Source organism: Microbacterium sp. 22242, assembly GCF_052045495.1.
Taxonomy (GTDB): Bacteria; Actinomycetota; Actinomycetes; order Actinomycetales; family Microbacteriaceae; genus Microbacterium.
The window spans coordinates 85,391-107,037 of the sequence record NZ_JBQEOZ010000001.1; the positions used below are offsets into that span (position 1 = coordinate 85,391).

General features: G+C 70.4%; 20 protein-coding genes. 16 read left to right on the plus strand and 4 right to left on the minus strand.

The annotated features are described in order from the left end of the window. Window positions 1-2: 2 nt before the first annotated feature. A complete protein-coding gene (locus ACTJJZ_RS00415) occupies window positions 3-1,574 on the minus strand; it encodes a dolichyl-phosphate-mannose--protein mannosyltransferase (protein ID WP_440719189.1) in 1,572 nt (523 codons plus the stop codon). Window positions 1,575-1,618: 44 nt separating this feature from the next. Between ACTJJZ_RS00415 and rsmI the strand changes: the two genes are divergently transcribed. Beyond that, window positions 1,619-2,434 (plus strand): 16S rRNA (cytidine(1402)-2'-O)-methyltransferase, encoded by an 816-nt coding sequence (rsmI, locus tag ACTJJZ_RS00420; RefSeq protein WP_440719190.1) that lies wholly within the window; start codon window positions 1,619-1,621, stop codon window positions 2,432-2,434. 21 nt (window positions 2,435-2,455) lie between these two features. Then, window positions 2,456-3,142, plus strand: coding sequence for a class I SAM-dependent methyltransferase (locus ACTJJZ_RS00425; protein WP_440719191.1), 687 nt, complete (start codon window positions 2,456-2,458; stop codon window positions 3,140-3,142). A 9-nt stretch (window positions 3,143-3,151) separates the two neighbouring features. Here the strand turns inward: ACTJJZ_RS00425 and ACTJJZ_RS00430 are convergent, their stop codons facing one another. Both ACTJJZ_RS00430 and ACTJJZ_RS00435 read right to left on the minus strand, forming a co-directional pair. After that, a complete protein-coding gene (locus ACTJJZ_RS00430; protein WP_440719192.1) occupies window positions 3,152-3,499 on the minus strand; it encodes a hypothetical protein in 348 nt (115 codons plus the stop codon). Beyond that, entirely contained in the window at window positions 3,496-3,972 is a 477-nt protein-coding gene (locus tag ACTJJZ_RS00435) for a MarR family winged helix-turn-helix transcriptional regulator (protein ID WP_440719193.1), read from the minus strand. Before ACTJJZ_RS00435 ends, ACTJJZ_RS00430 begins: the two co-directional genes overlap by 4 nt. Window positions 3,973-4,087: 115 nt before the next feature. On the opposite strand from ACTJJZ_RS00435, the gene metG reads away from it, so the two are divergent. From metG to rsmA, 3 genes are all read left to right on the plus strand, one after another. Continuing rightward, the gene (gene metG, locus ACTJJZ_RS00440; protein ID WP_440719194.1) at window positions 4,088-5,683 is read left to right on the plus strand and encodes a methionine--tRNA ligase; all 1,596 of its coding nucleotides are present in this window, start codon (window positions 4,088-4,090) and stop codon (window positions 5,681-5,683) included. 24 nt (window positions 5,684-5,707) lie between these two features. Further along, the gene (locus ACTJJZ_RS00445; protein WP_440719195.1) at window positions 5,708-6,592 is read left to right on the plus strand and encodes a TatD family hydrolase; all 885 of its coding nucleotides are present in this window, start codon (window positions 5,708-5,710) and stop codon (window positions 6,590-6,592) included. Between the two features lie 115 nt (window positions 6,593-6,707). Then, window positions 6,708-7,547, plus strand: coding sequence for a 16S rRNA (adenine(1518)-N(6)/adenine(1519)-N(6))-dimethyltransferase RsmA (rsmA, locus tag ACTJJZ_RS00450; RefSeq protein ID WP_440719196.1), 840 nt, complete (start codon window positions 6,708-6,710; stop codon window positions 7,545-7,547). Window positions 7,548-7,625: 78 nt separating this feature from the next. Here rsmA and ACTJJZ_RS00455 read toward each other — a convergent pair whose 3' ends face one another. Continuing rightward, complete coding sequence (locus ACTJJZ_RS00455) at window positions 7,626-8,357, minus strand: hypothetical protein (protein WP_440719197.1); 732 nt, start codon at window positions 8,355-8,357, stop codon at window positions 7,626-7,628. Window positions 8,358-8,599: 242 nt separating this feature from the next. Here ACTJJZ_RS00455 and mgrA point away from each other — a divergent pair, with 242 nt between their 5' ends. The 11 genes from mgrA (at window position 8,600) to ACTJJZ_RS00510 (ending at window position 21,305) form a co-directional block, all read left to right on the plus strand. Next, on the plus strand, window positions 8,600-9,667 hold the full coding sequence (gene mgrA, locus ACTJJZ_RS00460; protein ID WP_440719198.1) for an L-glyceraldehyde 3-phosphate reductase: 1,068 nt from the start codon (window positions 8,600-8,602) through the stop codon (window positions 9,665-9,667). Between the two features lie 4 nt (window positions 9,668-9,671). Continuing rightward, a complete protein-coding gene (locus tag ACTJJZ_RS00465; protein WP_440719199.1) occupies window positions 9,672-10,631 on the plus strand; it encodes a 4-(cytidine 5'-diphospho)-2-C-methyl-D-erythritol kinase in 960 nt (319 codons plus the stop codon). Window positions 10,632-10,759: 128 nt separating this feature from the next. Next, window positions 10,760-11,773 (plus strand): LacI family DNA-binding transcriptional regulator, encoded by a 1,014-nt coding sequence (locus ACTJJZ_RS00470; protein ID WP_440719200.1) that lies wholly within the window; start codon window positions 10,760-10,762, stop codon window positions 11,771-11,773. Window positions 11,774-11,937: 164 nt separating this feature from the next. Continuing rightward, complete coding sequence (mmsA, locus tag ACTJJZ_RS00475; protein ID WP_440719434.1) at window positions 11,938-13,458, plus strand: multiple monosaccharide ABC transporter ATP-binding protein; 1,521 nt, start codon at window positions 11,938-11,940, stop codon at window positions 13,456-13,458. Then, entirely contained in the window at window positions 13,455-14,786 is a 1,332-nt protein-coding gene (gene mmsB / locus ACTJJZ_RS00480) for a multiple monosaccharide ABC transporter permease (protein WP_440719201.1), read from the plus strand. The genes mmsA and mmsB overlap by 4 nt, the downstream gene beginning before the upstream one ends. Window positions 14,787-14,842: 56 nt before the next feature. After that, entirely contained in the window at window positions 14,843-15,958 is a 1,116-nt protein-coding gene (locus tag ACTJJZ_RS00485) for a substrate-binding domain-containing protein (RefSeq protein WP_440719202.1), read from the plus strand. 198 nt (window positions 15,959-16,156) lie between these two features. Beyond that, a complete protein-coding gene (eno, locus tag ACTJJZ_RS00490) occupies window positions 16,157-17,437 on the plus strand; it encodes a phosphopyruvate hydratase (protein ID WP_440719203.1) in 1,281 nt (426 codons plus the stop codon). Between the two features lie 51 nt (window positions 17,438-17,488). Next, window positions 17,489-17,989, plus strand: coding sequence for an FtsB family cell division protein (locus ACTJJZ_RS00495; RefSeq protein ID WP_440719204.1), 501 nt, complete (start codon window positions 17,489-17,491; stop codon window positions 17,987-17,989). A 34-nt stretch (window positions 17,990-18,023) separates the two neighbouring features. Then, on the plus strand, window positions 18,024-18,545 hold the full coding sequence (locus tag ACTJJZ_RS00500) for a DUF501 domain-containing protein (protein WP_440719205.1): 522 nt from the start codon (window positions 18,024-18,026) through the stop codon (window positions 18,543-18,545). A gap of 10 nt (window positions 18,546-18,555) precedes the next feature. After that, window positions 18,556-19,860 carry a S8 family peptidase gene (locus ACTJJZ_RS00505; RefSeq protein WP_440719206.1) on the plus strand — a complete coding sequence of 435 codons (1,305 nt, stop codon included), beginning with the start codon at window positions 18,556-18,558 and terminating at the stop codon, window positions 19,858-19,860. Between the two features lie 17 nt (window positions 19,861-19,877). Beyond that, entirely contained in the window at window positions 19,878-21,305 is a 1,428-nt protein-coding gene (locus ACTJJZ_RS00510) for an NAD(P)/FAD-dependent oxidoreductase (RefSeq protein ID WP_440719207.1), read from the plus strand. The last annotated feature ends 342 nt before the right edge of the window (window positions 21,306-21,647 follow it).

The window sequence follows — 21,647 nt, forward strand, 5'->3', positions numbered from 1 at the left end:
CCTCAGATCCAGCTCAGCATCCAGTTGTGCGCCTGCCAGAACCACCAGGGCACGGGCAGGCCGATCCACAGCGGATAGAAGAACGCGGAGAGCAGTCCGATCAGCACGACGATCACGGCGACCGTGCGCTGCCCGGCCTGACGGCGGTGCCGATCGTCCTCGGGACGCCCGGCGAGGTCGCGCAGCGCCAGGACCAGGGCGAGGATCAGGAACGGCGCCATGACGACCGTGTAGAACTGGAAGATCGTGCGCTGGGGGAACGCGAGCCAGGGCAGGTAGGTGCCGGCCAGGCCCACGAGCGGGATCGCATAGCTCCACGGCATCGGCGCGCGCAGCACCAGCCCGCGCACGAAGCGAACCAGCAGGTAGATCGCGGCCGCGACCCCGAGGTACCAGATCAGCGGGTTCGGGATCGAGGTGATCGTGCCGATGCAGTGGTCGGTGCCGAAGCACGGGGCGTCCTGCCCGCCGACCCAGAACGCGGTCGGACGCAGCAGCAGCGGCCACTGCCAGGCCGGGCTCGCATAAGGGTGCGAGGAGGTGAGGCCGACGTGGAACGCCAGGATGTCGGAGTGGTACTTGAACCACGACGTGAGCACGTTGCCGGTGATGTGCCGGTCGTAGCCGCCGTTCGTGACGAACCAGCCCGTCCAGCTCGCGACGTAGACCACGCCGGCCGCGGGCACCATCGCCAGGAAGCTGATCGGGCCCTGCCGGAACGCGGCGTCGCTGGGCCACAGCGCGACCCCGGCGCGACGGCGGGCGAGCGCGTCGATGACGACGACGTAGAGCCCGGCCGCCGCGAGCACGTACACGCCCGACCACTTGATCGCGCACGCCGCGCCCAGGGCGAGTCCGGTCGCGACGAGCCACGGCCGGCGCCAGAGCAGCCGTCCCCACAGCGGGGGCGCGTCGACGCGCTCGTGGAACCCGGGATCCTGCAGCAGCGGCATCGTGCGCCGCCGGTCGTACAGCAGGAAGAGGAAGCCGAGCAGGATGAAGAACGTGAGGACCCCGTCCAGCAGCCCGATCCGGGACAGCACGATACCCAGACCGTCCACCGCCAGGAACAGCGCGGCGAGCGAGGCGACCGCGATCGAACGGGTGAGCTCCTTGGCGATCAGGTAGACGACCAGCACGCTCAGCGTGCCGATGATCGCGGTGGAGATCCGCCAGCCGAAGCTCGATCCGGGGCCGAAGGCCGCGATCCCCAGCGCGATCAGCCACTTGCCGAGGGGAGGGTGCACCACGAACGCCGCGGTCGTCTCCAGCGCGCTCGTGTCGCCATTGGCGAACAGATCGTTGGCCCCGTTGCGCCAGGAGCCCTCGTAGCCCTGCGTCCACAGCGACCAGGCGTCCTTGACGTAGTAGGTCTCGTCGAACACGAGCGTGTGGGGGTGTGCGATCCCGACGATCCGAAGCACCGCGGCGAGCACCGTGATCAGTGCCGGGGCGAGCCAGGCGAGCAGGCGGCGCCGCGCCGGATCGAGCATCCAGGCGTCGCGGACGCGCTCCCAGCCGGTCGGGCGGTGATCTCGCCGGACGTCGATGTCGGGCAGGAGGGGCGCGGTCACCGCACCAGCTTATGCTGGCCGTGTCGAGGCCTATGCTGGGGCGGATGATCATCCTCGCGGCCACTCCGATCGGCAATCTGGGCGACGCGTCGAAGCGCCTCGTGGAGGTGCTGGAGAACGCCGGGATCATCGCCGCGGAGGACACCCGCACCACGCAGCGGCTGCTGCAGGGGCTCGGGATCGCGAACCGTCCCCGCCTCATCGCGCTGCACGATCACAACGAGAAGGCGAAGTCCGCCGAGCTCGCAGAGCTCGCCGCGACCGAGGACATCGTGGTGCTCAGCGACGCCGGGATGCCGACCGTGAGCGACCCCGGGTACGGGCTGGTGGCCGCCGCGGCCGAGCGCGGCGTGACGGTGACGGCGATCCCCGGGCCGAGTGCGGTGGTGACGGCGCTCGCCGTGGCAGGTCTGCCGACGGACCGGTTCACATTCGAGGGCTTCCTGCCGCGCAAGCCGGGGGAGCGCCGCACCGCCCTCGCCGCGGTCGCCGCCGAGCCGCGCACGATGGTGTTCTTCGAGTCGCCGTCCCGCCTCGCCGCGACCCTGCACGACATGGCGGAGGCCTTCGGCGCGGATCGCCGTGCCGCGGTCTGCCGCGAGCTCACCAAGCTCTACGAGGAGGTGCGCCGCGACGGGCTCGCCGCGCTCGCCGCGTGGGCCGACGGGGGAGTGAAGGGCGAGATCGTCGTGGTCGTCTCCGGAGCGACGCCGCGCGACGTGTCGCCCGAGGACGCGCTGGTGCAGGTGCAGGCGCTGGTCGCCTCGGGAATGCGCCTGAAGGAGGCCTGCGCCGAGGTTGCCGCCGCGACCGGTCTGCGCTCCCGGGACCTGTATCAGGCGGCGCTCGCCGCGCGCTGATCCGGATTCCAGGATGACGTTGTGAGCGACTCCGCCGGCGACGCGCGGGTCGCCGCCGCGTACGATGCCAGGGCCGCGGAGTACATCGCGCTGATCGGCAGCATCGAGCAGATGGAGCGAGCCGACATCGCCCTGATCGGCCGGTGGCGGGACGAGACTCCCGGCCCGCTGCTCGACGCCGGATGCGGACCGGGGCAGTGGACGGCGTTCCTGGCGGACTCGCCACCGGGCTGCGTCGGCGCACCGCGCCGCGACGTGGTCGGCGTCGACGTGTCGGCCGAGTTCCTCATGGCCGCCCGAGAGCGGCATCCGGCGCTGCGTTTCGAGAGGGCGTCGATCCGCGCCCTGCCTTTCCCCGACGGAGCCTTCGGCGGGATCCTCGCCTGGTATTCGCTCATCCACCTGGCGCCGCCCGAGCTCCCCGCGGTCGTCGCCGAGCTCGGGCGCGTGCTGGCTCCCGGCGGGCGTCTGCTGATCGGGTTCTTCGACGGCGAACCGCGGGAGCGGTTCGCGCACGCGGTCACGCCGGCCTACTACTGGTCGGCCGAGGCGCTCACCGCCCTGCTCGACGACACGGGCCTCGTCGTGGTGCACGCGGAGTGCCGCGAGCGCGAGCCCGGTACCGCCGGCAGCGTCCGCCCGCACGGCGCGATCATCGCCGAGCGCCGATCCTCCGTCAGGTGGGTGAGCGACGCGGTGAGGGGATGAGCGACGCGTTCACGGGCGGGCCAGTTCCGGGATCTGCGCCTCCTCGAGCAGCGCGATGCAGCAGCCCTCGTCCCAGGTGAGATGGTGATGCGCGCGGACGAGATCGAGCGCGGCATCCCTCGTCGCCGCCTGCAGGATCGACATGCCGATCACGTCGGTGTCGGCGTCGACCGCGCCGCCCGCGGTCACGGTGAGCGCCTGCGCGAGCGGACTGCCGGGGTAGACGAGCGCGGGCCCGAGCCGCTCCGCCCACTCCTGCCACGCCCCGAGTCCCGCCTGAGCCTCCTCGGGGGTGGCCCGGGCGAAGCGCTCCGCGACCGATCGCGGCGCGTGGTAGAGCACGATGTAGTGGTTCATGCCGGTTCCTCTCCTACGTCGAGATCGCGCTCGATCGCCGAGCCGATCCGCTCGAGCAGGACCGTCGCCTGCTCGAGGTCCTCCGCCGACAGCCATGGCATCACGCGGGAAGCCCACGTCTCATTGGCCGTCTCGATCCGCGCGAGCACGGCCGCGCCCCACGGGGTCGTGGTGACCAGCCGTGCGCGCCGGTCGGCCGGGTTGTCGAGGTACGCGATCAGGCCGTCGTCGCGCAGTGCGTTGGCGACGGTCTGCACACTCTGCCGAGCCAGCCCCAGCTCGCGGGCGATCCGGGCGACCGTCCTGGGCTGGAAATGAGCGCGCCCGAGCACCTGCCATCGTGCGGCGGACTGGCCCGCGACGGCCGCGATCCGCTCTCCGCTGCGCGCGAGAAGACCGTTCACACGGAACACCTCGAGCGCGAAGACCGCGAGGCGCTGATCCGGACCGTACGGATGCTGATCGCTCTCCACGGCGCGATTCTGCCTCTTTGACAGGGGGCTGTCAATCATGCGTCAGGACCGACCGAGTCCGGAGGGGCTCGTCATCGTCCAGACCGCCCCTCGCGACCGCCCTAGAATCGAACGCATGCCCGCAGGCGAGTCCTTCTACATCACCACGCCGATCTACTACCCGTCGGACGTGCCCCACATCGGGCACGGCTACACCAGCGTCGCCGTCGACACGCTCGCGCGCTGGCACCGTCAGGCCGGTGACGACACCTGGATGCTGACGGGCACCGACGAGCACGGCCAGAAGATGCTGCGCGCCGCCGCCGCGAACGGCGTGACGCCGCAGGAGTGGGTGGACAAGCTCGTCACCGAGAGCTGGTTCCCGCTGCTGAACACGCTCGACGTCGCGAACGACGACTTCATCCGCACCACGCAGGAGCGGCACGAGACCAACGTGCAGGTGTTCTTCCAGAAGCTCTACGACGCGGGCTACATCTACGCCGGCGAGTACGAGGCGCTGTACTGCGTGGGCTGCGAGGAGTTCAAGCCCGAGTCCGAGATCGTCGACGGCACGGGCCCCTTCGAGGGGCTCAAGGTCTGCGCGATCCACTCCAAGCCGCTCGAGCTGCTGCAGGAGAAGAACTACTTCTTCAAGCTCAGCGAGTTCCAGGATCGCCTGCTCGAGCTCTACAAGACCGAGCCCGACTTCGTGCGCCCGGACTCGGCGCGCAACGAGGTGGTCTCGTTCGTGTCGCAGGGCCTGAAGGACCTGTCGATCTCCCGCTCCACGTTCGACTGGGGCATCCCGCTGCCCTGGGACACCTCGCACGTGATCTACGTGTGGGTCGACGCGCTGCTCAACTACGTGACCGCGGTCGGCTACGGATCCGACGACCCTTCGACAGGCTCAGGGACCACGTTCGATCGCCGCTGGCCCGGCTACCACGTGGTCGGCAAGGACATCCTGCGCTTCCACGCGGTGATCTGGCCCGCCATGCTCATGGCCGCGGGCCTCGAGGTCCCCAAGGGCGTGTTCGCGCACGGCTGGCTCCTCGTCGGCGGCGAGAAGATGTCGAAGTCGAAGCTCACCGGCATCGCGCCGACCGAGATCACCGACGTCTTCGGATCCGACGCGTACCGGTTCTACTTCCTCTCCGCGATCGCGTTCGGGCAGGACGGATCCTTCTCCTGGGAGGACCTGTCGGCGCGCTACCAGGCCGAGCTCGCGAACGGCTTCGGCAACCTCGCCTCGCGCACGATCGCGATGATCGAGCGCTACTTCGGCGGGGTCGTGCCGGCTGCGGCGGAGTACACCGAGCAGGACCTGGCCGTGCAGCGGATCGTCGCCGAGGCTGCGACGAATGCGGACGCCGCCGTGGACCGGTTCCGGATCGACGAAGCGATCGCCGACGTGTGGACGATCGTCGACGCCCTGAACGGCTACATCACGGAGAACGAGCCGTGGGCGCTGGCGAGGGACGAGGACCAGAAGGACCGCCTCGGCACCGTGCTGTACACCTGCGCCGAGGGTCTGCGCGCACTGTCCGTGCTGCTCTCGCCGGTGATGCCGCAGGCCACAGGGAAGCTCTGGGACGCCCTCGGCGCCGGGGATGCCCTGGGCGCCCTCACCGCGCAGCCCATCCGCGAGGCGGGCCGCTGGGGGCAGCTGCCCGTCGGCACGCAGGTGCAGGCACTCTCGCCGCTGTTCCCGCGCATCGAGGCCTCGGCCTGAGCCAGGAGCGCCACGAGGAGACGCATGGCTGAGACGCCCGAGACATCCGTGCGCGAGCGCGCGACGGACGGACGCAAGGATCTGCGCTATCCGCCTGCGCCGGAGCCGCTGGCCGTCCCGGTCTACGACAACCACTGCCACCTCGAGATCGCGGACGGTGAGGAGGGGCTGTCCCTCGCCGAGCAGCTGGACCGGGCGCAGGCCGTCGGGATCGCGGGCGTCGTGCAGGCCTCGGGCGACATCGAGTCCTCGCGCTGGGCCGTGGCGGCGGCGGAGTCGGATCCGCGCGTGCTCGCGGCCGTCGCGATCCACCCGAACGATGCGCCGGCGTACGCCGGGGCCGGACGTCTCGACGAGGCCCTCGCGGTCATCGACGAGCTCGCCGCGCGTCCGCGCACCCGGGCGATCGGCGAGACCGGGCTGGACTACTTCCGCACCGAAGAGCCGGGGCGGGCCGCCCAGCACGCGTCCTTCGAGGCGCACATCGCGCTCGCGAAGAAGCACGGCATCGCGATGCAGATCCACGATCGCGACGCGCACGACGACGTCCTGGAGACGCTGACCCGCGTCGGCGCCCCGGAGCGCACCGTGTTCCACTGCTTCTCGGGCGACGAGGCGATGGCGCGGGTGTGCGCGGAGGCGGGGTACTACCTGTCGTTCGCGGGGAACGTGACGTTCAAGAACGCGCAGAATCTGCGGGACGCCCTCCGGGTCACGCCGCGCGAGCGGATCCTGGTCGAGACCGACGCCCCGTTCCTGACCCCGACGCCGCTGCGCGGACGCCCGAACGCGCCCTACCTGATCCCGCTCACACTGCGCTTCATGGCTGCAGAGCTCGGCCTCGACGTCGGCGAGCTCGGCGCGACGATCGCCGCGAACACCCTCGAGGTCTACGGCTCGTTCGCTTGAGCGCCGTCCTTCGGCGCGCCGTCCGGGGCGAGGCACCGCGTCCGCGCGAGGGAACCCCACCGCCGGATCGAGGAGCCGGTGCGGGCGGCCCGGCGCCATGCCGGAGAATGGGGGGATGACCGTCTCCCTGCTCGGCGCCGCCGACATCCGCCGGCTGGCCGCCGATCTCGACGTGACGCCCACGAAACGGCTCGGCCAGAACTTCGTGGTCGACGCCAACACGGTGCGCAAGATCGTGCAGGCGGCCGAGGTGCAGCCGGCCGAGCGGGTCGTCGAGATCGGGCCGGGCCTGGGATCCCTCACCCTCGCGATCCTGGAGACCGGAGCGGCGGTCACGGCCGTCGAGATCGACCACCGCCTGGCCGCGCGGCTGCCGCAGACCGCTCTCGAACGAGGCGTCCCCGAGGGCGCCCTGACCGTCGTGGACGCCGACGCCCTGCGTGTGACCGAGCTGCCGGGGGACCCGACGGTGCTCGTCGCGAACCTGCCGTACAACGTTTCGGTGCCGGTGCTGCTGCACTTCCTCGAGACGTTCCCGTATCTGCAGCGCGGTGTCGTGATGGTGCAGGCCGAGGTCGCCGAGCGCCTCGCGGCGAAGCCGGGCTCGAAGATCTACGGCGCGCCGAGCGTGAAGGCCGCCTGGTACGGTCCGTGGCGCCTGTGCGGCACGGTGTCACGGCAGGTCTTCTGGCCGGTGCCGAACGTCGACAGCCTGCTCGTCGGCTTCCACCGCGACGCGGACCCGCGCGGCTCGGAGGAGGTGCGGCTCCGCACCTTCACGATCGTGGACGCGGCGTTCAACCAGCGCCGCAAGATGCTGCGGCAGGCGCTCTCCGGCGTCTTCGGCAGTTCGGCGGAGGCTTCGGCCGTGCTGGAAGCGGCGGGCGTCGCGCCCACAGCGCGGGGCGAGGATCTGACGGTGGACGACTACCACCGGATCGCGCGGGCCACCTGAGCCTCGTCGGCACCGAGGTGTCGTGCCGCCCGGGTTTCGGGTTCCCGAGCAGGCACGACACATTCCATCGGAGTGCATCTAGCCGGACAACGTCCCCAGAACTTGGCCGGCTTCCCCAGGTGCGGACTTGAGCGTAACACCGAGAGTGCTTGTCCCCCAAATGGGGGACAAGACTCTTTGCTGAGAGTTTGCTGAGAGTTGCTTCCGCACGCCCTCATCAGACCCCTTCAGACGCCGTTCGAGCGTGTGCAGCCACGACAGGATGACGCCGAACGCCAGCCCCTCGAACACCGTCAGCGACACCAGCCCGGCCGTCATGCCGATGAAGCCGACGGTGAGAACGACCGCGGCTCCGGTCGCGATCCCGTCGAGGGCGCGGGACAGTCCGCGCAGGAACACCCGGTGCAGGATCAGCATCGCCGCGGAGGATGCGATCGCCCCGTTGGCCGCGGTCTCATGGCCGGCGAGGTCGACGGACAGGGGGAGCAGCCCGATCAGCACGAGGCTCAGCCCGAGGGCGGCGATGAGCAGCGGGAGAAGCGTCGGAAGGGCGCTTCTCGCCCAGGATCCCGCCGGAGACGCGGCATGCAGGCGCACGGCCGTGGGTATCGCGGAAGCGATGATCACCGCTCCCGCGACGATCACGCCGCCGTTGAACACCAGGCTGGAGGCATCGCCCATCGCGCCGAGCCGGCTGAAGCAGGACTGCCACCAGCCGGGATCGGCCGTGGTCGACGCCGAGGCGATGACGCCCGCGCCGAGGGCTCCCGCGGCAGTGAGAGCGAGGGGAATGCGCCGGTGCCAGTGCATGACTGATCCTGTCGCCGCACGCTCGGGCGGGGTCAGGGCCGGGTATGGGTCCGCACTCGGGCAAGCGTTCGTCGGACGCGGATCGGGGTCGGTCCGCTTGTGGCGAAACAGCATAGCCAATTTCCGGGTCCTGGCGGGGTGTCCTCTCGCGCGACGAGGACGGCGCCGCTCCGATCGTCCCCGCCTGGATCCGGTGCGGACTGCCAGGGTGCCGCAGGACCGGGGCCCGCTAACCTGGGACCGTGACCGAGCCGCGCTTCCGCCCCGACGTTCTCGACATCCATCGCCCGTACTCCGCTGCCGCGGATCGATACGAGGGCGCACGCTTCCGCCAGGTGGGGTCTTCCGGCCTCTACCTCCCCGCGATCTCGCTCGGACTGTGGTGGAACTTCGGCGACAACATCCCTCTGGACAGCCAGCGCGAGTTGCTGCGGCACGCGTTCGACCGCGGCATCACCCATTTCGACCTGGCCAACAACTACGGGCCGCCGTACGGTTCGGCGGAGAAGAACTTCGGCCGCATCTTCGCGGAGGACTTCGCGCCCTACCGCGACGAGCTGATCATCTCGTCCAAGGCCGGCTGGGACATGTGGCCGGGGCCGTACGGCGACCTCGGCAGCCGCAAGTACATCCTCGCGAGCGCGGAGCAGTCGCTCACCCGTATGGGGCTGGACTACGTCGACATCTTCTACTCGCACCGTGCCGACCCGGTCACGCCGGTCGAGGAGACGATCGGGGCGCTGGACACGCTGGTCCGCCAGGGCAAGGCGCTGTACGTCGGCATCTCCTCGTACAGCGCCGAGCGCACCGAGGCTGCCGCCGACATCGCCCGCGAGCTCGGCACGCCGCTGGTCATCCACCAGCCCGCGTACTCGATCCTGAACCGCTGGGTCGAGGACGGCCTGACCGAGAGCCTCCGCGAGGAGGGCATGGGCGCGATCGCGTTCACACCGCTCGCCCAGGGCCTGCTCACGGGCAAGTACCTCCGCGACGGCGTCGCGGAGCGGGCGCAGAAGCGCGGATCGCTTCCGGAGGGAAGGCTGAGCGACGAGGGCCTGGCGACGCTGCGCGCGCTGGACGAGGTCGCGCGGGAGCGCGGTCAGAGCCTCGCCCAGCTGGCTCTGCAGTGGGTGCTGCGGGACGGCGTGGTGGCCTCGGCGCTGATCGGCGCGTCCCGCCCGGCCCAGCTCGATGAGAACCTCGCCGCGCTCGACGCGCCCGAGCTCACCGCGGAGGAGCTCGCCCGCATCGACGAGATCGCCGGCGCCGGCCTCGACGTGAACCTGTGGTCCGTCTCCTCGGAGCTGTGATCCGGTGAGCGACGCGGGGGAGCGCCGGGACCGGGTGCACGTCCGCGCGCCGGGCAAGATCAACCTGTTCCTGGGCGTCGGCCCGCTCGACGGCGACGGCTACCACGCCCTGTCCACGGTCTTCCAGGCGGTCTCGCTCTACGAGGACGTGATCGCGACCCCGTCCGACGACTTCTCGCTGGCCGTGACGGGCGTCGCGGATCCGTCCACGGTGCCGCTGGACGATCGGAACCTCGCGATGCGCGCCGCCAAGGTGCTGGCCGCCGCCACCGGGCATGACGGCGGGGTGCACCTGGAGATCCGCAAGAGCGTGCCGGTCGCGGGCGGGATGGGCGGGGGATCCGCCGACGCGGCCGCCGCCCTGGTCGCCTGCAACGAGCTGTGGCGCACCGGGCTCGGCCACGACCGGCTGCACGAGCTCGGAGCGCGTCTCGGCGCCGACGTGCCGTTCGCGCTGAGCGGGGGCACCGCGGTGGGCACGGGGCGCGGCGACGTGCTCACGCCCGCGCTCGCCCGCGGACGCTACGAGTGGGTGCTGATCCCCGATGACGAGGGACTCTCCACGCCTGCCGTCTACCGCGCCTACGACGTGGTGCGGGCCGAGAACGGGCCCGCGTTCTATGCGGGACGCGAGGAGATCGACCCGTTCGAGGTTCCGCCGTCGTTCTTCCAGGCGCTGCTCACGGGGGAGCCCGAGGAGCTCGCCGGGTGCCTGCGCAATCAGCTCGAGGCGGGTTCCTTCCGGCTGCGTCCTGAGCTGGAGGAGACGATCGACCGGGAGGTCGGCGGAGCGGTCCTGGCGGGGATCGTCTCCGGATCCGGGCCGACGATCGCGCTGCTGTGCGAGGACGCGCCGACCGCCGACCGCACGGCCGAACGGCTGCGCGCGCGGGGCCGCGCGGCCCTCCGTGCGCACGGCCCGGTGCGCGGGGCGCACGTCATCTCGGCCGCCGAGCAGCGCTGACTGCGGCTCCGCCCGCAGGCCCGAGCAGCGCGGCACGGAACCGCGGGCGGCGACGGCGGGTGCGCGGTGAACCCCGCACGGCCATAATGGAGTGATTCATGTGACCGTGCACATCGAGGAGGCTCTGCATGTCCACCGCCTCCGAGCGTGCCCGGATGCCCAGCATCCGCGATGTCGCCCGCCTCGCCGGCGTCTCGCACCAGACCGTCTCGCGCGTGCTGAACGACCATCCCAGCATCCGGCCGGAGACCAAGGAGCGCGTGCTCGACGCGATCCGGGTCCTCGACTACCGGCCCAACGTCGCGGCGCGCGCGCTCGCGACGAGCCGGTCGAACACCCTCGGGATCCTGTCCGCGACGACGGGGGAGTTCGGGCCGACCTCCTCGATCGCCGCGATCGAGGACGCGGCGCGCGCCGAGCGCTACGCCATCAGCACGCTCAACCTGCCGGACACCACGCCGGAGGCGATCGGGCACGCCGTGCGGCAGCTGGTCCGCGAGCCGGTCGACGGCATCGTGGTGCTCGCCCCGCAGGTGCGCGTGTTCAACGTGCTGCGCGGCATGGCCGTGTCCGTCCCGTTCGTGAGCCTGCAGACGGCCTCGGGGTCCGACGGGGTCAGCCATTCCGCGGATCAGCTCGCGGGCGCCCGCATGATCACGGAGTACCTGATCGGCCTCGGCCACAGCGACATCCTGCACCTGGCCGGCCCGCAGGACTGGATCGAGGCCGAGTCGCGGATGCGCGGCTATCTCGACGCGATGCGGGATGCCGACCTCCCCACGATCCCGCCGATCCGGGGGGACTGGAGCGCGGACTTCGGCTACTTCGCGGGGCAGGAGCTCGCCCGCCGACGCGACTTCACGGCGGTGTTCGCCGCGAACGACCTGATGGCGATCGGGCTCATGCACGGCTTCCGCGACGCGGGGCTGCGCATTCCGGCGGACGTCAGCGTGGTCGGCTTCGACGACGTGCCCGTCGCGGCTCACGTCGCGCCGCCGCTGACGACCGTGCACCAGGACTTCCCCGAGCTGGGCCGGCGCGCCGTGCAGATCCTCCTCGCGCAGATCCGCGGGGAGTCGGCGCCGGTGTTCGGGCCCGTGGTGCCCGTGCTGTGCGGCCGCGAGTCCGCCGCGTCACGGTAGGGAAACGAAATCGGCGGGGGCACTTGACACTGCCCGCGCAGGCAGGGCACGATGTAACCCGATGTGAACGGTAACATTGACCGGAACATCACCGGACCTGGTATCGAAGGAGATCCGTGAGCGAGACGACGGCGTTGCCGACTGTGACGGGACCGATCCTCGAGATGCGCAGCATCACGAAGGAGTTCCCGGGCGTGAGGGCCCTCTCGGATGTGTCGATCACCGTTCGCACCGGCGAGGTGCACGCCATCTGCGGCGAGAACGGCGCCGGCAAGTCCACCCTGATGAAGGTGCTCTCGGGGGTGTACCCGTACGGGAGCTACGACGGCGAGATCCTGCTGTACGGGCAGGAGCAGCGGTTCAAGGACATCGCGGCCAGCGAGCACGCCGGGATCGTGATCATCCACCAGGAGCTCGCGCTCATCCCCGAGCTCTCCATCACCGAGAACATCTTCCTCGGCAACGAGATCCGCCAGGGCGTGCGCATCGACTGGACCGCGCAGAAGCAGCGGACGATCGAGCTGCTCGCCCGGGTCGGCCTCCGCGAGGACCCGGACGTCGCGATCAAGCACCTCGGCGTCGGCAAGCAGCAGCTCATCGAGATCGCGAAGGCGCTGAACAAGGACGTCAAGCTGCTCATCCTGGACGAGCCCACGGCGGCCCTGAACGAGAACGACTCGCAGCACCTGCTCGATCTGATCCTCGGACTGAAGGCCAAGGGGATCACGTCGATCATCATCAGCCACAAGCTCAACGAGATCGAGCAGATCGCCGACGAGATCACGATCATCCGCGACGGCCGCACGGTCGAGACGCTCGACGTCAGCCGCGGCGAGATCAACGAGGACCGCATCATCCGCGGCATGGTCGGCCGCTCGCTGGAGAGCCGCTATCCGGACCGCACGCCCGAGATCGGCGACGTCTTCTTCGAGGTCAAGGACTGGTGGGTGCGCCACCCCAGCGTCGCCGAGCGCATGGTGGTCAAGGGTTCCAGCATCGAGGTCCGCCGCGGCGAGGTCGTCGGCATCGCCGGCCTCATGGGCGCCGGTCGCACCGAGTTCGCGATGAGCATCTTCGGGCGCTCCTACGGGCAGTTCCTCTCCGGGACGATCGTCAAGGACGGCCAGGAGATCGTGCTCCCCGACGTCCGCTCCGCGATCCGGCACGGCCTCGCCTACGTGAGCGAGGACCGCAAGGTGCTGGGGCTCAACCTGCTCGACTCGATCAAGCGCTCGATCGTCTCCGCGAAGCTCTCCAAGATCTCCCGCGGCGGCGTGGTGAACGACATCGAGGAGGCGCAGGTCTCCGAGCAGTACCGGAAGTCGCTGCGGATCAAGACCCCCACCGTCGAGCAGGGCGTGAACACGCTCTCGGGCGGCAACCAGCAGAAGGTCGTGCTGGCGAAGTGGATGTTCACGGATCCCGACCTGCTCATCCTCGACGAGCCCACCCGCGGCATCGACGTCGGGGCCAAGTACGAGATCTACGCGATCATCAACGAGCTCGCCGCGCAGGGCAAGGGCGTCATCGTGATCTCCAGCGAGCTGCCCGAGCTGCTCGGCATGTCCGACCGCATCTACACCGTGTTCGAGGGGCGTGTCACCGACTGCCTCTCGGCATCCGAAGCCACCCCGGAGGCGCTCATGCGCAGCATGACCTCCCTGACTCAGAAGGCCACAGCATGAGCACCACGACCGAACTCCCGAAGACGCAGCCGTCACTCGATCCCGAGGACCGCGGCTTCCGATTCCGCGACCTGGGCAAGATGATGGGCGGCGGCCAGTCCACCCTCCGTCAGTTCGGCATCCTGGGTTCGCTGGTCGTCATCATCCTGATCTTCCAGGTCTGGACCGGCGGGCTGACGCTCTCGCCGGGGAACCTGATCAACGTCGTCAACCAGTACTCCTACATCCTGATCCTCGCGATCGGCATGGTGATGGTCATCATCATGGGTCACATCGACCTGTCGGTCGGCTCGGTGGCCGCGTTCGTGGGCATCGTGGTCGCGAAGTCGATGGCGGACTGGCACTTCCCGTCCTGGGCCGCCGTTCTGCTCGGCCTCGGCGTCGGCGTGCTCGTCGGAGCCTGGCAGGGCTTCTGGGTCGCCTTCGTCGGCGTGCCGGCGTTCATCGTCACCCTGGCCGGCATGCTCTTCTTCCGCGGTGCGAACCAGTGGGTGGGCCAGTCCACCTCGGTGGCCGTCCCCAACGACTTCCAGTACATCGGCGCCGGCTACCTCGGCGAGATCGCGCTGCCGCTGCCGTTCAACGTGCCCACGATGATCCTCGCCCTGCTCGCGGTGATCTGGGTGATCGGCTTCGAGTTCTTCCTGCGCGCCTCGCAGCGCAAGGCGGGGACGGACGTGGCCCCCGTCTGGGTCAGCGTCGTCAAGGTCGTGATCCTGTCGGTGCTGATCCTCGTCGCGGGCTACCAGTTCGCGTCCGGCCGCGTCGGCACGAGCTTCCCGGTCTCGGGCGTGATCCTGCTGGTCCTCGTGATCATCTACACCTTCGTGACGCGCAACACCGTGTTCGGCCGGCACCTGTACGCGGTCGGCGGCAACCGGCAGGCCGCGCGCCTGTCCGGCGTGAAGGACCGCTGGACCGACTTCTTCGTCATGATGAACATGTCGGTGCTCGCGTCCGTCGCGGCCATGATCTACGTGGCCCGGGCGACCGCCTCCGGCCCGCAGGACGGCAACGGCTGGGAGCTCGACGCGATCGCCTCGGTCTTCATCGGCGGCGCCGCCGTCTCCGGCGGCATCGGCACCGTGATCGGATCCATCATCGGTGGTCTGGTCATGGCGTTCCTGAACAACGGCATGGCGCTGCTCGGCGCCGGCGCCGACGTCGTCTCGATGGTCAAGGGCCTCGTCCTGCTGCTGGCCGTCGGCGTCGACGTGTGGAACAAGCAGCAGGGCCGTCCGTCCCTCACCGGGTTCATCACCCGCCGGTTCTCCCGCAGGGAAGAGCCGTTCCAGACCTCCGCTTCCGGCAACGCGAGCGGGAAGTAGGGGACCGGCCGCACCGCGCGGATCCATCCCTGCACACCAGAAGAGAAAGAGATCACATGAAGAAGATCCTCCTTTCGGCGACAGCGATCGTCGTCGCGGGTGCCTTCGCCCTGACCGGCTGCTCGTCCGAGCGCGGCGGCACGCCCGCCTCGAGCGGCCCGGCAGCCAAGGGCTTCGCAGCCGACGCCAAGATCGGCGTCGCGCTGCCCGACAAGACCAGTGAGAACTGGGTGCTCGCCGGCAAGCTGTTCACCGACGGGCTGAACAAGGCCGGCTTCAAGCCGGACGTGCAGTACGCACCGGCCAGCAACACGGTCGCCGAGCAGCAGAACCAGATCTCGGCCATGGTCACCAGCGGCGCGAAGGTCATCATCATCGGCGCGAAGGACGGCAAGCAGCTGTCCACCCAGGTGCAGGCCGCGCACGACGCCGGGGCGACGGTCATCGCGTACGACCGCCTGATCGAGAACACCGACGCCGTGGACTACTACGTCGCGTTCGACAACTTCAAGGTCGGCCAGCTGCAGGGACAGGCCCTGCTCGACGGCCTCGCCAAGCGCGCCGGCCACCCGGCTCCGTACAACATCGAGCTCTTCTCCGGCTCCGCGGACGACGCCAACTCGGCGGTCTTCTTCAAGGGCGCGATGGACGTGCTCGAGCCGAAGATCAAGGACGGCACGCTGAAGGTGGTCTCGGGGCAGACCGACATCACCCAGACGGCGACCGACGGCTGGAAGGCCGAGAACGCCCAGCGCCGCATGGACGCGATCCTCACGGCGAACTACAGCTCGGCCACGCTGGACGGCGTGCTCTCGCCGAACGACACCCTCGCCCGCGCCATCATCACCTCGGCGCAGCAGGCCGGCAAGCCGGTCCCGGTCGTCACCGGTCAGGACTCCGAGGTCGAGTCCGTGAAGTCGATCATGGAGGGCGTGCAGTACTCCACGATCAACAAGGACACCTCCCTGCTCGTCGCCCAGGCGATCAAGATGACGCAGGAGCTGCAGAAGGGCTCCACCGTCGACGTCAACGACACGAAGTCGTACAACAACGGCAAGAAGGTCGTCCCGGCCTACCTGCTGAAGCCGGTCATCGTCACGAAGGAGAACGCCGAGGAGGCGTACGCCAACGTGCCGAGCCTGCTCGACGTCGTCAAGTCCTACAAGAAGTAAGGTCCCGGACCTCCAGGGTCGTCGAGCGAAGACGCGGGCGGCCGGGACGAGATGCGGTCTCCACAGCAAGCCGCATCCCGTCCCGGTCTGCCTGCGGCCTCGCTCGTCGGCCCTTTTCCCTTCCCCCGCACTGGCTAGACTGGGCGGCGGACCGACGCCGCTCCACCCCCTAATCCTCCCGACGCAAGGAGCACTTCCGTGGCACTGATCGAGGCTGTAGGCGCACGCGAGATTCTGGATTCCCGTGGCAACCCGACCGTCGAGGTGGAGGTGCTCCTCGACGACGGCATCGTGCAGCGCGCCGCCGTCCCCTCCGGTGCGTCCACCGGCGCCTTCGAGGCGTACGAGCTCCGCGACGGCGACAAGAGCCGCTACGGCGGCAAGGGCGTGCTCAAGGCGGTCGAGGCCGTCATCGACGAGCTCGGCCCCGCGATCGAGGGCGTCGAGGCGAGCGAGCAGCGCGTCATCGACGAGATCCTCATCGAGGTCGACGGCACCGAGAACAAGAGCCGCGTGGGCGCGAACGCGATCCTGGGCGTCAGCCTCGGCGTCGCCAAGGCCGCGGCCGACTCCGCCGACCTGCCGCTGTTCCGCTACCTCGGCGGCCCGAACGCGCACCTGCTGCCCGTGCCGCTGTTCAACGTCATCAACGGCGGCTCGCACGCCGACAACGGCATCGACATGCAGGAGTTCTTCCTGGCGCCGATCGGCGCCGACAGCTTCTCCGAGGCGCTGCGCTGGGGCACCGAGGTCTACCACGTCCTCAAGGGCGAGCTGAAGGCCGCGGGCTTCGCCACCGGCCTCGGCGACGAGGGCGGCTTCGCCCCCGACCTGCCCAGCAACCGCGAGGGTCTCGAGTTCCTGGTCAAGGCGATCGAGAAGGCCGGCTTCACGCCCGGCTCCGAGATCGCGCTCGGCCTCGACGCCGCGGCGACCGAGTTCTACAACGAGGGCGTCTACCGCCTCGACGGCAAGGACTGGGACGCCGCGTCGCTCACCGACTACTACGTGGGCCTCGCGCAGGACTTCCCGATCGTCACGATCGAGGACGCGCTCGCCGAGGACGACTGGGACGGCTGGAAGGCCCTCACCGACAAGCTCGGCTCGCAGCTCCAGCTCGTGGGCGACGACCTGTTCGTGACCAACCCGGAGCGCCTGCAGAAGGGCATCGACCTCGGCGTCGCCAACTCGCTGCTGGTCAAGGTGAACCAGATCGGCACGCTCTCCGAGACGCTCGACGCCATCAGCCTCGCGCACCGCTCCGGCTACACCACGATGCTCTCGCACCGCTCGGGCGAGACCGAGGACACCATGATCGCCGACCTCGTCGTCGCCGTGAACTCGGGCCAGATCAAGAGCGGCGCGCCCGCTCGGTCGGAGCGGGTCGCGAAGTACAATCAGCTTCTGCGCATCGAGGAGGAGCTGGGCGATGCGGCGGTCTTCGCCGGCCGCTCCGCCTTCCCGCGTTTCAAGGGCTGATCAGCACATCCGCTGACGAGCCGGTGTGCCGGCCGACGTGAAGGAGGAGTCATGACCGAACGGCGGACTCCTCCTTCCTCGTCTGTCCGGGAGCAGCGAGGACGCGGCCCGGCCGCGGTCGACGTGCGCGGCTGGGTCGGCGGGATCAGGCTGAGCGGCTTCATGGTGATCATGCTCTCCCTGGTCGTGCTGGGCGCCTGGGTGCTCGTGCCGACCCTCGGCACCTATCTGGACCAGAAGCAGCGGATCGCGGCGCTCGAGCACTCGGTGCACGTCACGCAGCAGAAGATCGACGACCTGAAGGCCGAGCGCGCGCGCTGGAACGATCCGGCGTACATCACCGCCCAGGCCAGGGAGCGGCTGTTCTACGTCAAGCCGGGCGAAGTCGTCTACCTGATCGACAACGACATCGACGCGGCCGCGCAGCCGAAGGAGCAGGCGCCGGTCAGCGACACGCCGCAGCAGCGGTCGTCGGACTGGGCCGCGCAGCTGCTGCGCAGCGTCACCGGCGCGGGGCTCGCCCAGACGGCGGCGGGAACCGCCGCGCACTGACGGCCTTCCCGTCGTGACCCCGTACCCTGGAAGGGTGACCACGCCTCCGTTCGCCCCGCCCACCGACGCCGAGCTCGCGGTCGTCTCCGCGCAGCTGGGCCGGGAGGCGCGCGGCGTCGTCGGGATCGCGGCGCGATGCGCGTGCGGCAACCCGACCGTGGTCGCGACGCTGCCCCGGCTGCCGGACGGCTCGCCGTTCCCCACCTTCTACTACCTCACCCACCCGGCCGCCGCGGCCGCGATGTCGACGCTCGAGGCCGAGCACGTGATGCCGGAGCTCGCCGCCCTGCTGGAGGACGAGGACACGGCCGCCGCCTACCTGCGGGCGCACCGGGCCTACCTCGCCGATCGCGCGCAGTTCGGGGACGTGGCCGAGATCGCCGGGGTGTCCGCCGGCGGCATGCCGACGCGGGTGAAGTGCCTGCACGCGCTCGCCGGGCACGCCCTCGCGGCCGGCCCCGGCGTCAACCCGATCGGCGACGCGGCCCTGGACCGCTCCCGCTGGTCCCCGGAGCGCTGCGAATGCGCCGAGCCGGGAGCCGCGCAGGCGCGATGAGCCGGGCGCGATGACGGCGCGGCGGGCGCGGCACGGCACGACGCGATGGCGGATCGTCATCGCGGCGCTCCTGCTCGCCCTCGCGGCGCCGCTCGTCGCCGCCACACCCACGCCCAGCGCTCCCGCCGACCCGGAGCGCGCCGCGGAGTACTGGATCCCCGGCGCCGGCATCGAGAACGCCTGGAAGACGACCAGAGGGGCCGGCGTCACGATCGCCGTCATCGACACCGGGATCGCGAAGGGACCGCCGCAGTTCGACGGCGCGGTCGTGGACGGCACCGACGTCTCCGGGATCGGATCCCCCGACGGGCGCACGCCGCTGGGCCCGCTCGACAGCGATCACGGATCCCGGGTGGCGTCGCTCGCGGCAGGCCGCCCTCGTCCCGACGGGACCGGCATGATCGGGGTCGCCCCGGAGGCGAAGCTGCTCTCGATCTCGCTCGGGTTCGGCACCACCGCACCGGTGCCCTTCGCCAAGCAGGTCGCGGACGCGATGGTGTGGGCGGTGGATCACGGCGCGAACGTGATCAACCTGTCGTTCACGACCAACACCCTGGAGTGGGACCAGAGCTGGGACCACGCGTTCCAGTACGCCTTCGACCACGACGTGGTGGTCGTGGTCGCCGCCGGCAACCGCGGCAGCGGCACGTCGATGGTGGGCGCGCCGGCGACCATCCCGGGCGTCCTGACCGTCGGGGGAGTGGACCAGCACGGGGTGGCCAGCCGCGCCGCCTCCACCCAGGGCATCACGATCGCGGTCTCGGCGCCCAGCGAGGCGCTGCTCGGGGTCGACGCGAACGGGACGATCGAGACCTGGAACGGCACGAGCGGCGCCGCGCCGATCGTGGCCGGAGTGGTCGCGCTCGTCCGGGCCGCGCACCCCGGCATGAACGCGGACAGCGTGATCAACCAGATCATCCTGACGGCCCGTCCGGCCCCGCAGGCGACGGCGCATCCCGATCCGCAGTACGGCTACGGACTCATCGACGCCGCGGCGGCCGTCTCGGCCGCGCTGCCGCCGATCGGCGAGAACCCGCTCGGAGACCTGTCGGAGTGGGTGCGCCTGCACCGCCGGGCGCCGGCGCAGCAGCCCGCGCAGCCCACCTCGACGCCGGCCGCGATCCCGCCTCTGCCGCAGGCGGACGCGCCCTCCCGACCGGGCTCCCCGCTCGTGCCCAGCGCCGATTCACTGCTGTACGGTACCCTCCCGCTCGTCGCACTCACCGTGCCTGGTATCCTGATAGCGCTTGGCGTCACCGCTGCTGCCCGGCGCATCCGTTCGGCGCGCGCCCTTCGCACGCCAAAATCCCGATGACTGAGGAGTAAGCCTCCGTGACTGAGAGCACCGTGGCACAGAGAGCTGCTGCGCCCAAGATCCTGATCGTGGGCGGCGGCTATGCCGGCTTCTACACCGCGTGGAAGCTGGAGAAGCACCTCCGCCGTGGCGAGGCCGAGGTGACGATGGTCGACCCGCTGCCGTACATGACGTACCAGCCGTTCCTGCCCGAGGTGGCCGCCGGCTCGATCGAGCCGCGGCACGCGGTCGTCGCGCACCGTCGCCACCTGAAGCGGACGACCGTCATCACCGCGAAGGTGACCGGCATCAACCACGCGGAGAAGGTCGCCACCATCGCTCCCGCGGTCGGCGAGCCGTACGAGTTCGCGTACGACCAGATCGTCGTGACCGCCGGAGCCGTCTCCCGCACGTTCCCGATCCCCGGCATCGCGGACAACGCGATCGGCCTGAAGACGATCGAAGAGGCCGTCGCCGTGCGCGACACGCTGCTGTCGAACTTCGACAAGGCCGCCGCGATCCCGGCCGGCCCGGAGCGCGACCGCCTGCTCACCGTCGTCGTCGTCGGCGGCGGATTCGCGGGCATCGAGGCGTTCGCGGAGCTGCGCTCGTTCGCCTCCTCGCTGATCGCGAAGTACCCGCAGCTGAGCTTCGACGACACGCACTTCCACCTCATCGAGGCGATGGGCCGGATCATGCCGGAGGTCTCGCTGAAGACGAGCGAGTGGGTCCTGAAGGACCTCGCCAAGCGCGGCGCGAACGTGCACCTGGACACCCAGGTCAAGGCCGCCGTCGACGGCAACGTCGAGCTCTCCACGGGCGAGGTCATCCCGTCCGACCTCATCATCTGGACCGCCGGTGTGATGGCGAACCCCACCGTCGTGCGCGGCGGCGACCTGCTCGTCGAGGAGCGCGGGCGCATCCAGACCCGTGCGGATCTGCGCGTCGGCACGGCCGACGAGATCATCGAGGGCGCGTGGGCCGCCGGTGACGTCTCCGCGGTCCCCGACCTGTCCGGCGGCGGCGTCGGCGGCATGTGCGTGCCGAACGCGCAGCACGCCGTGCGCCAGGCGAAGCTGCTCGCGAAGAACCTGGTCGCGGTGCTCCGCGGAGAGGACCCGAAGGAGTACTTCCACAAGAACCTCGGCGCGGTGGCCGGTCTCGGTCTCTACGACGGCGTGTTCCAGTCCGGCGACTTCGCGCTCAAGGGCTTCCTCGCCTGGGTCGCGCACCGCGGCTACCACGGTCTCGCCATGCCCTCGTGGGAGCGCAAGTGGCGCATCCTGTGGGGCTGGTGGAACAACCTCTGGCTCGGCCGCGACATCGTCGGCATCGAGGCGCTTCAGTCGCCGCGCGCGGTGTTCGAGGAGTTCGCCGCCCGGCCGCGCCCGGCCGCGGACGCCGCTCCGGCACCCGCCGCGAAGCCCGCGCAGGCGAAACAGCCGGCAGAGGCTGTCGCCAAGTAGCCCCGGTTTCCGGCAGAACGCCCCCGATCCCCTCTTCGCCGAGGGGCCGGGGGCGTTCTCCGTCTGCGCCGGGATCGCGTCCGGCTGCGAGAGGAAACGCGACGGGATCGGGCCATATGCCGGTTCTGGCATGAGCTCTATGCGCACCCATCCGGGGGTGCTGCCCGCGCGATCCAGCACTGTCCGGCAGCGATCTCCGCCCCGTCGGATATTGGTTGTTGACGGCGGGGGTCCGGTGCGTGTACAGCTTGTCTCGGTATCCGCGTGGGGGAGCGCGCCTACCGGTTCCATGGGAGCTGGGAGGTCTTGGTGTACGCCAGGACGGATGACTTGGGGCGGCGG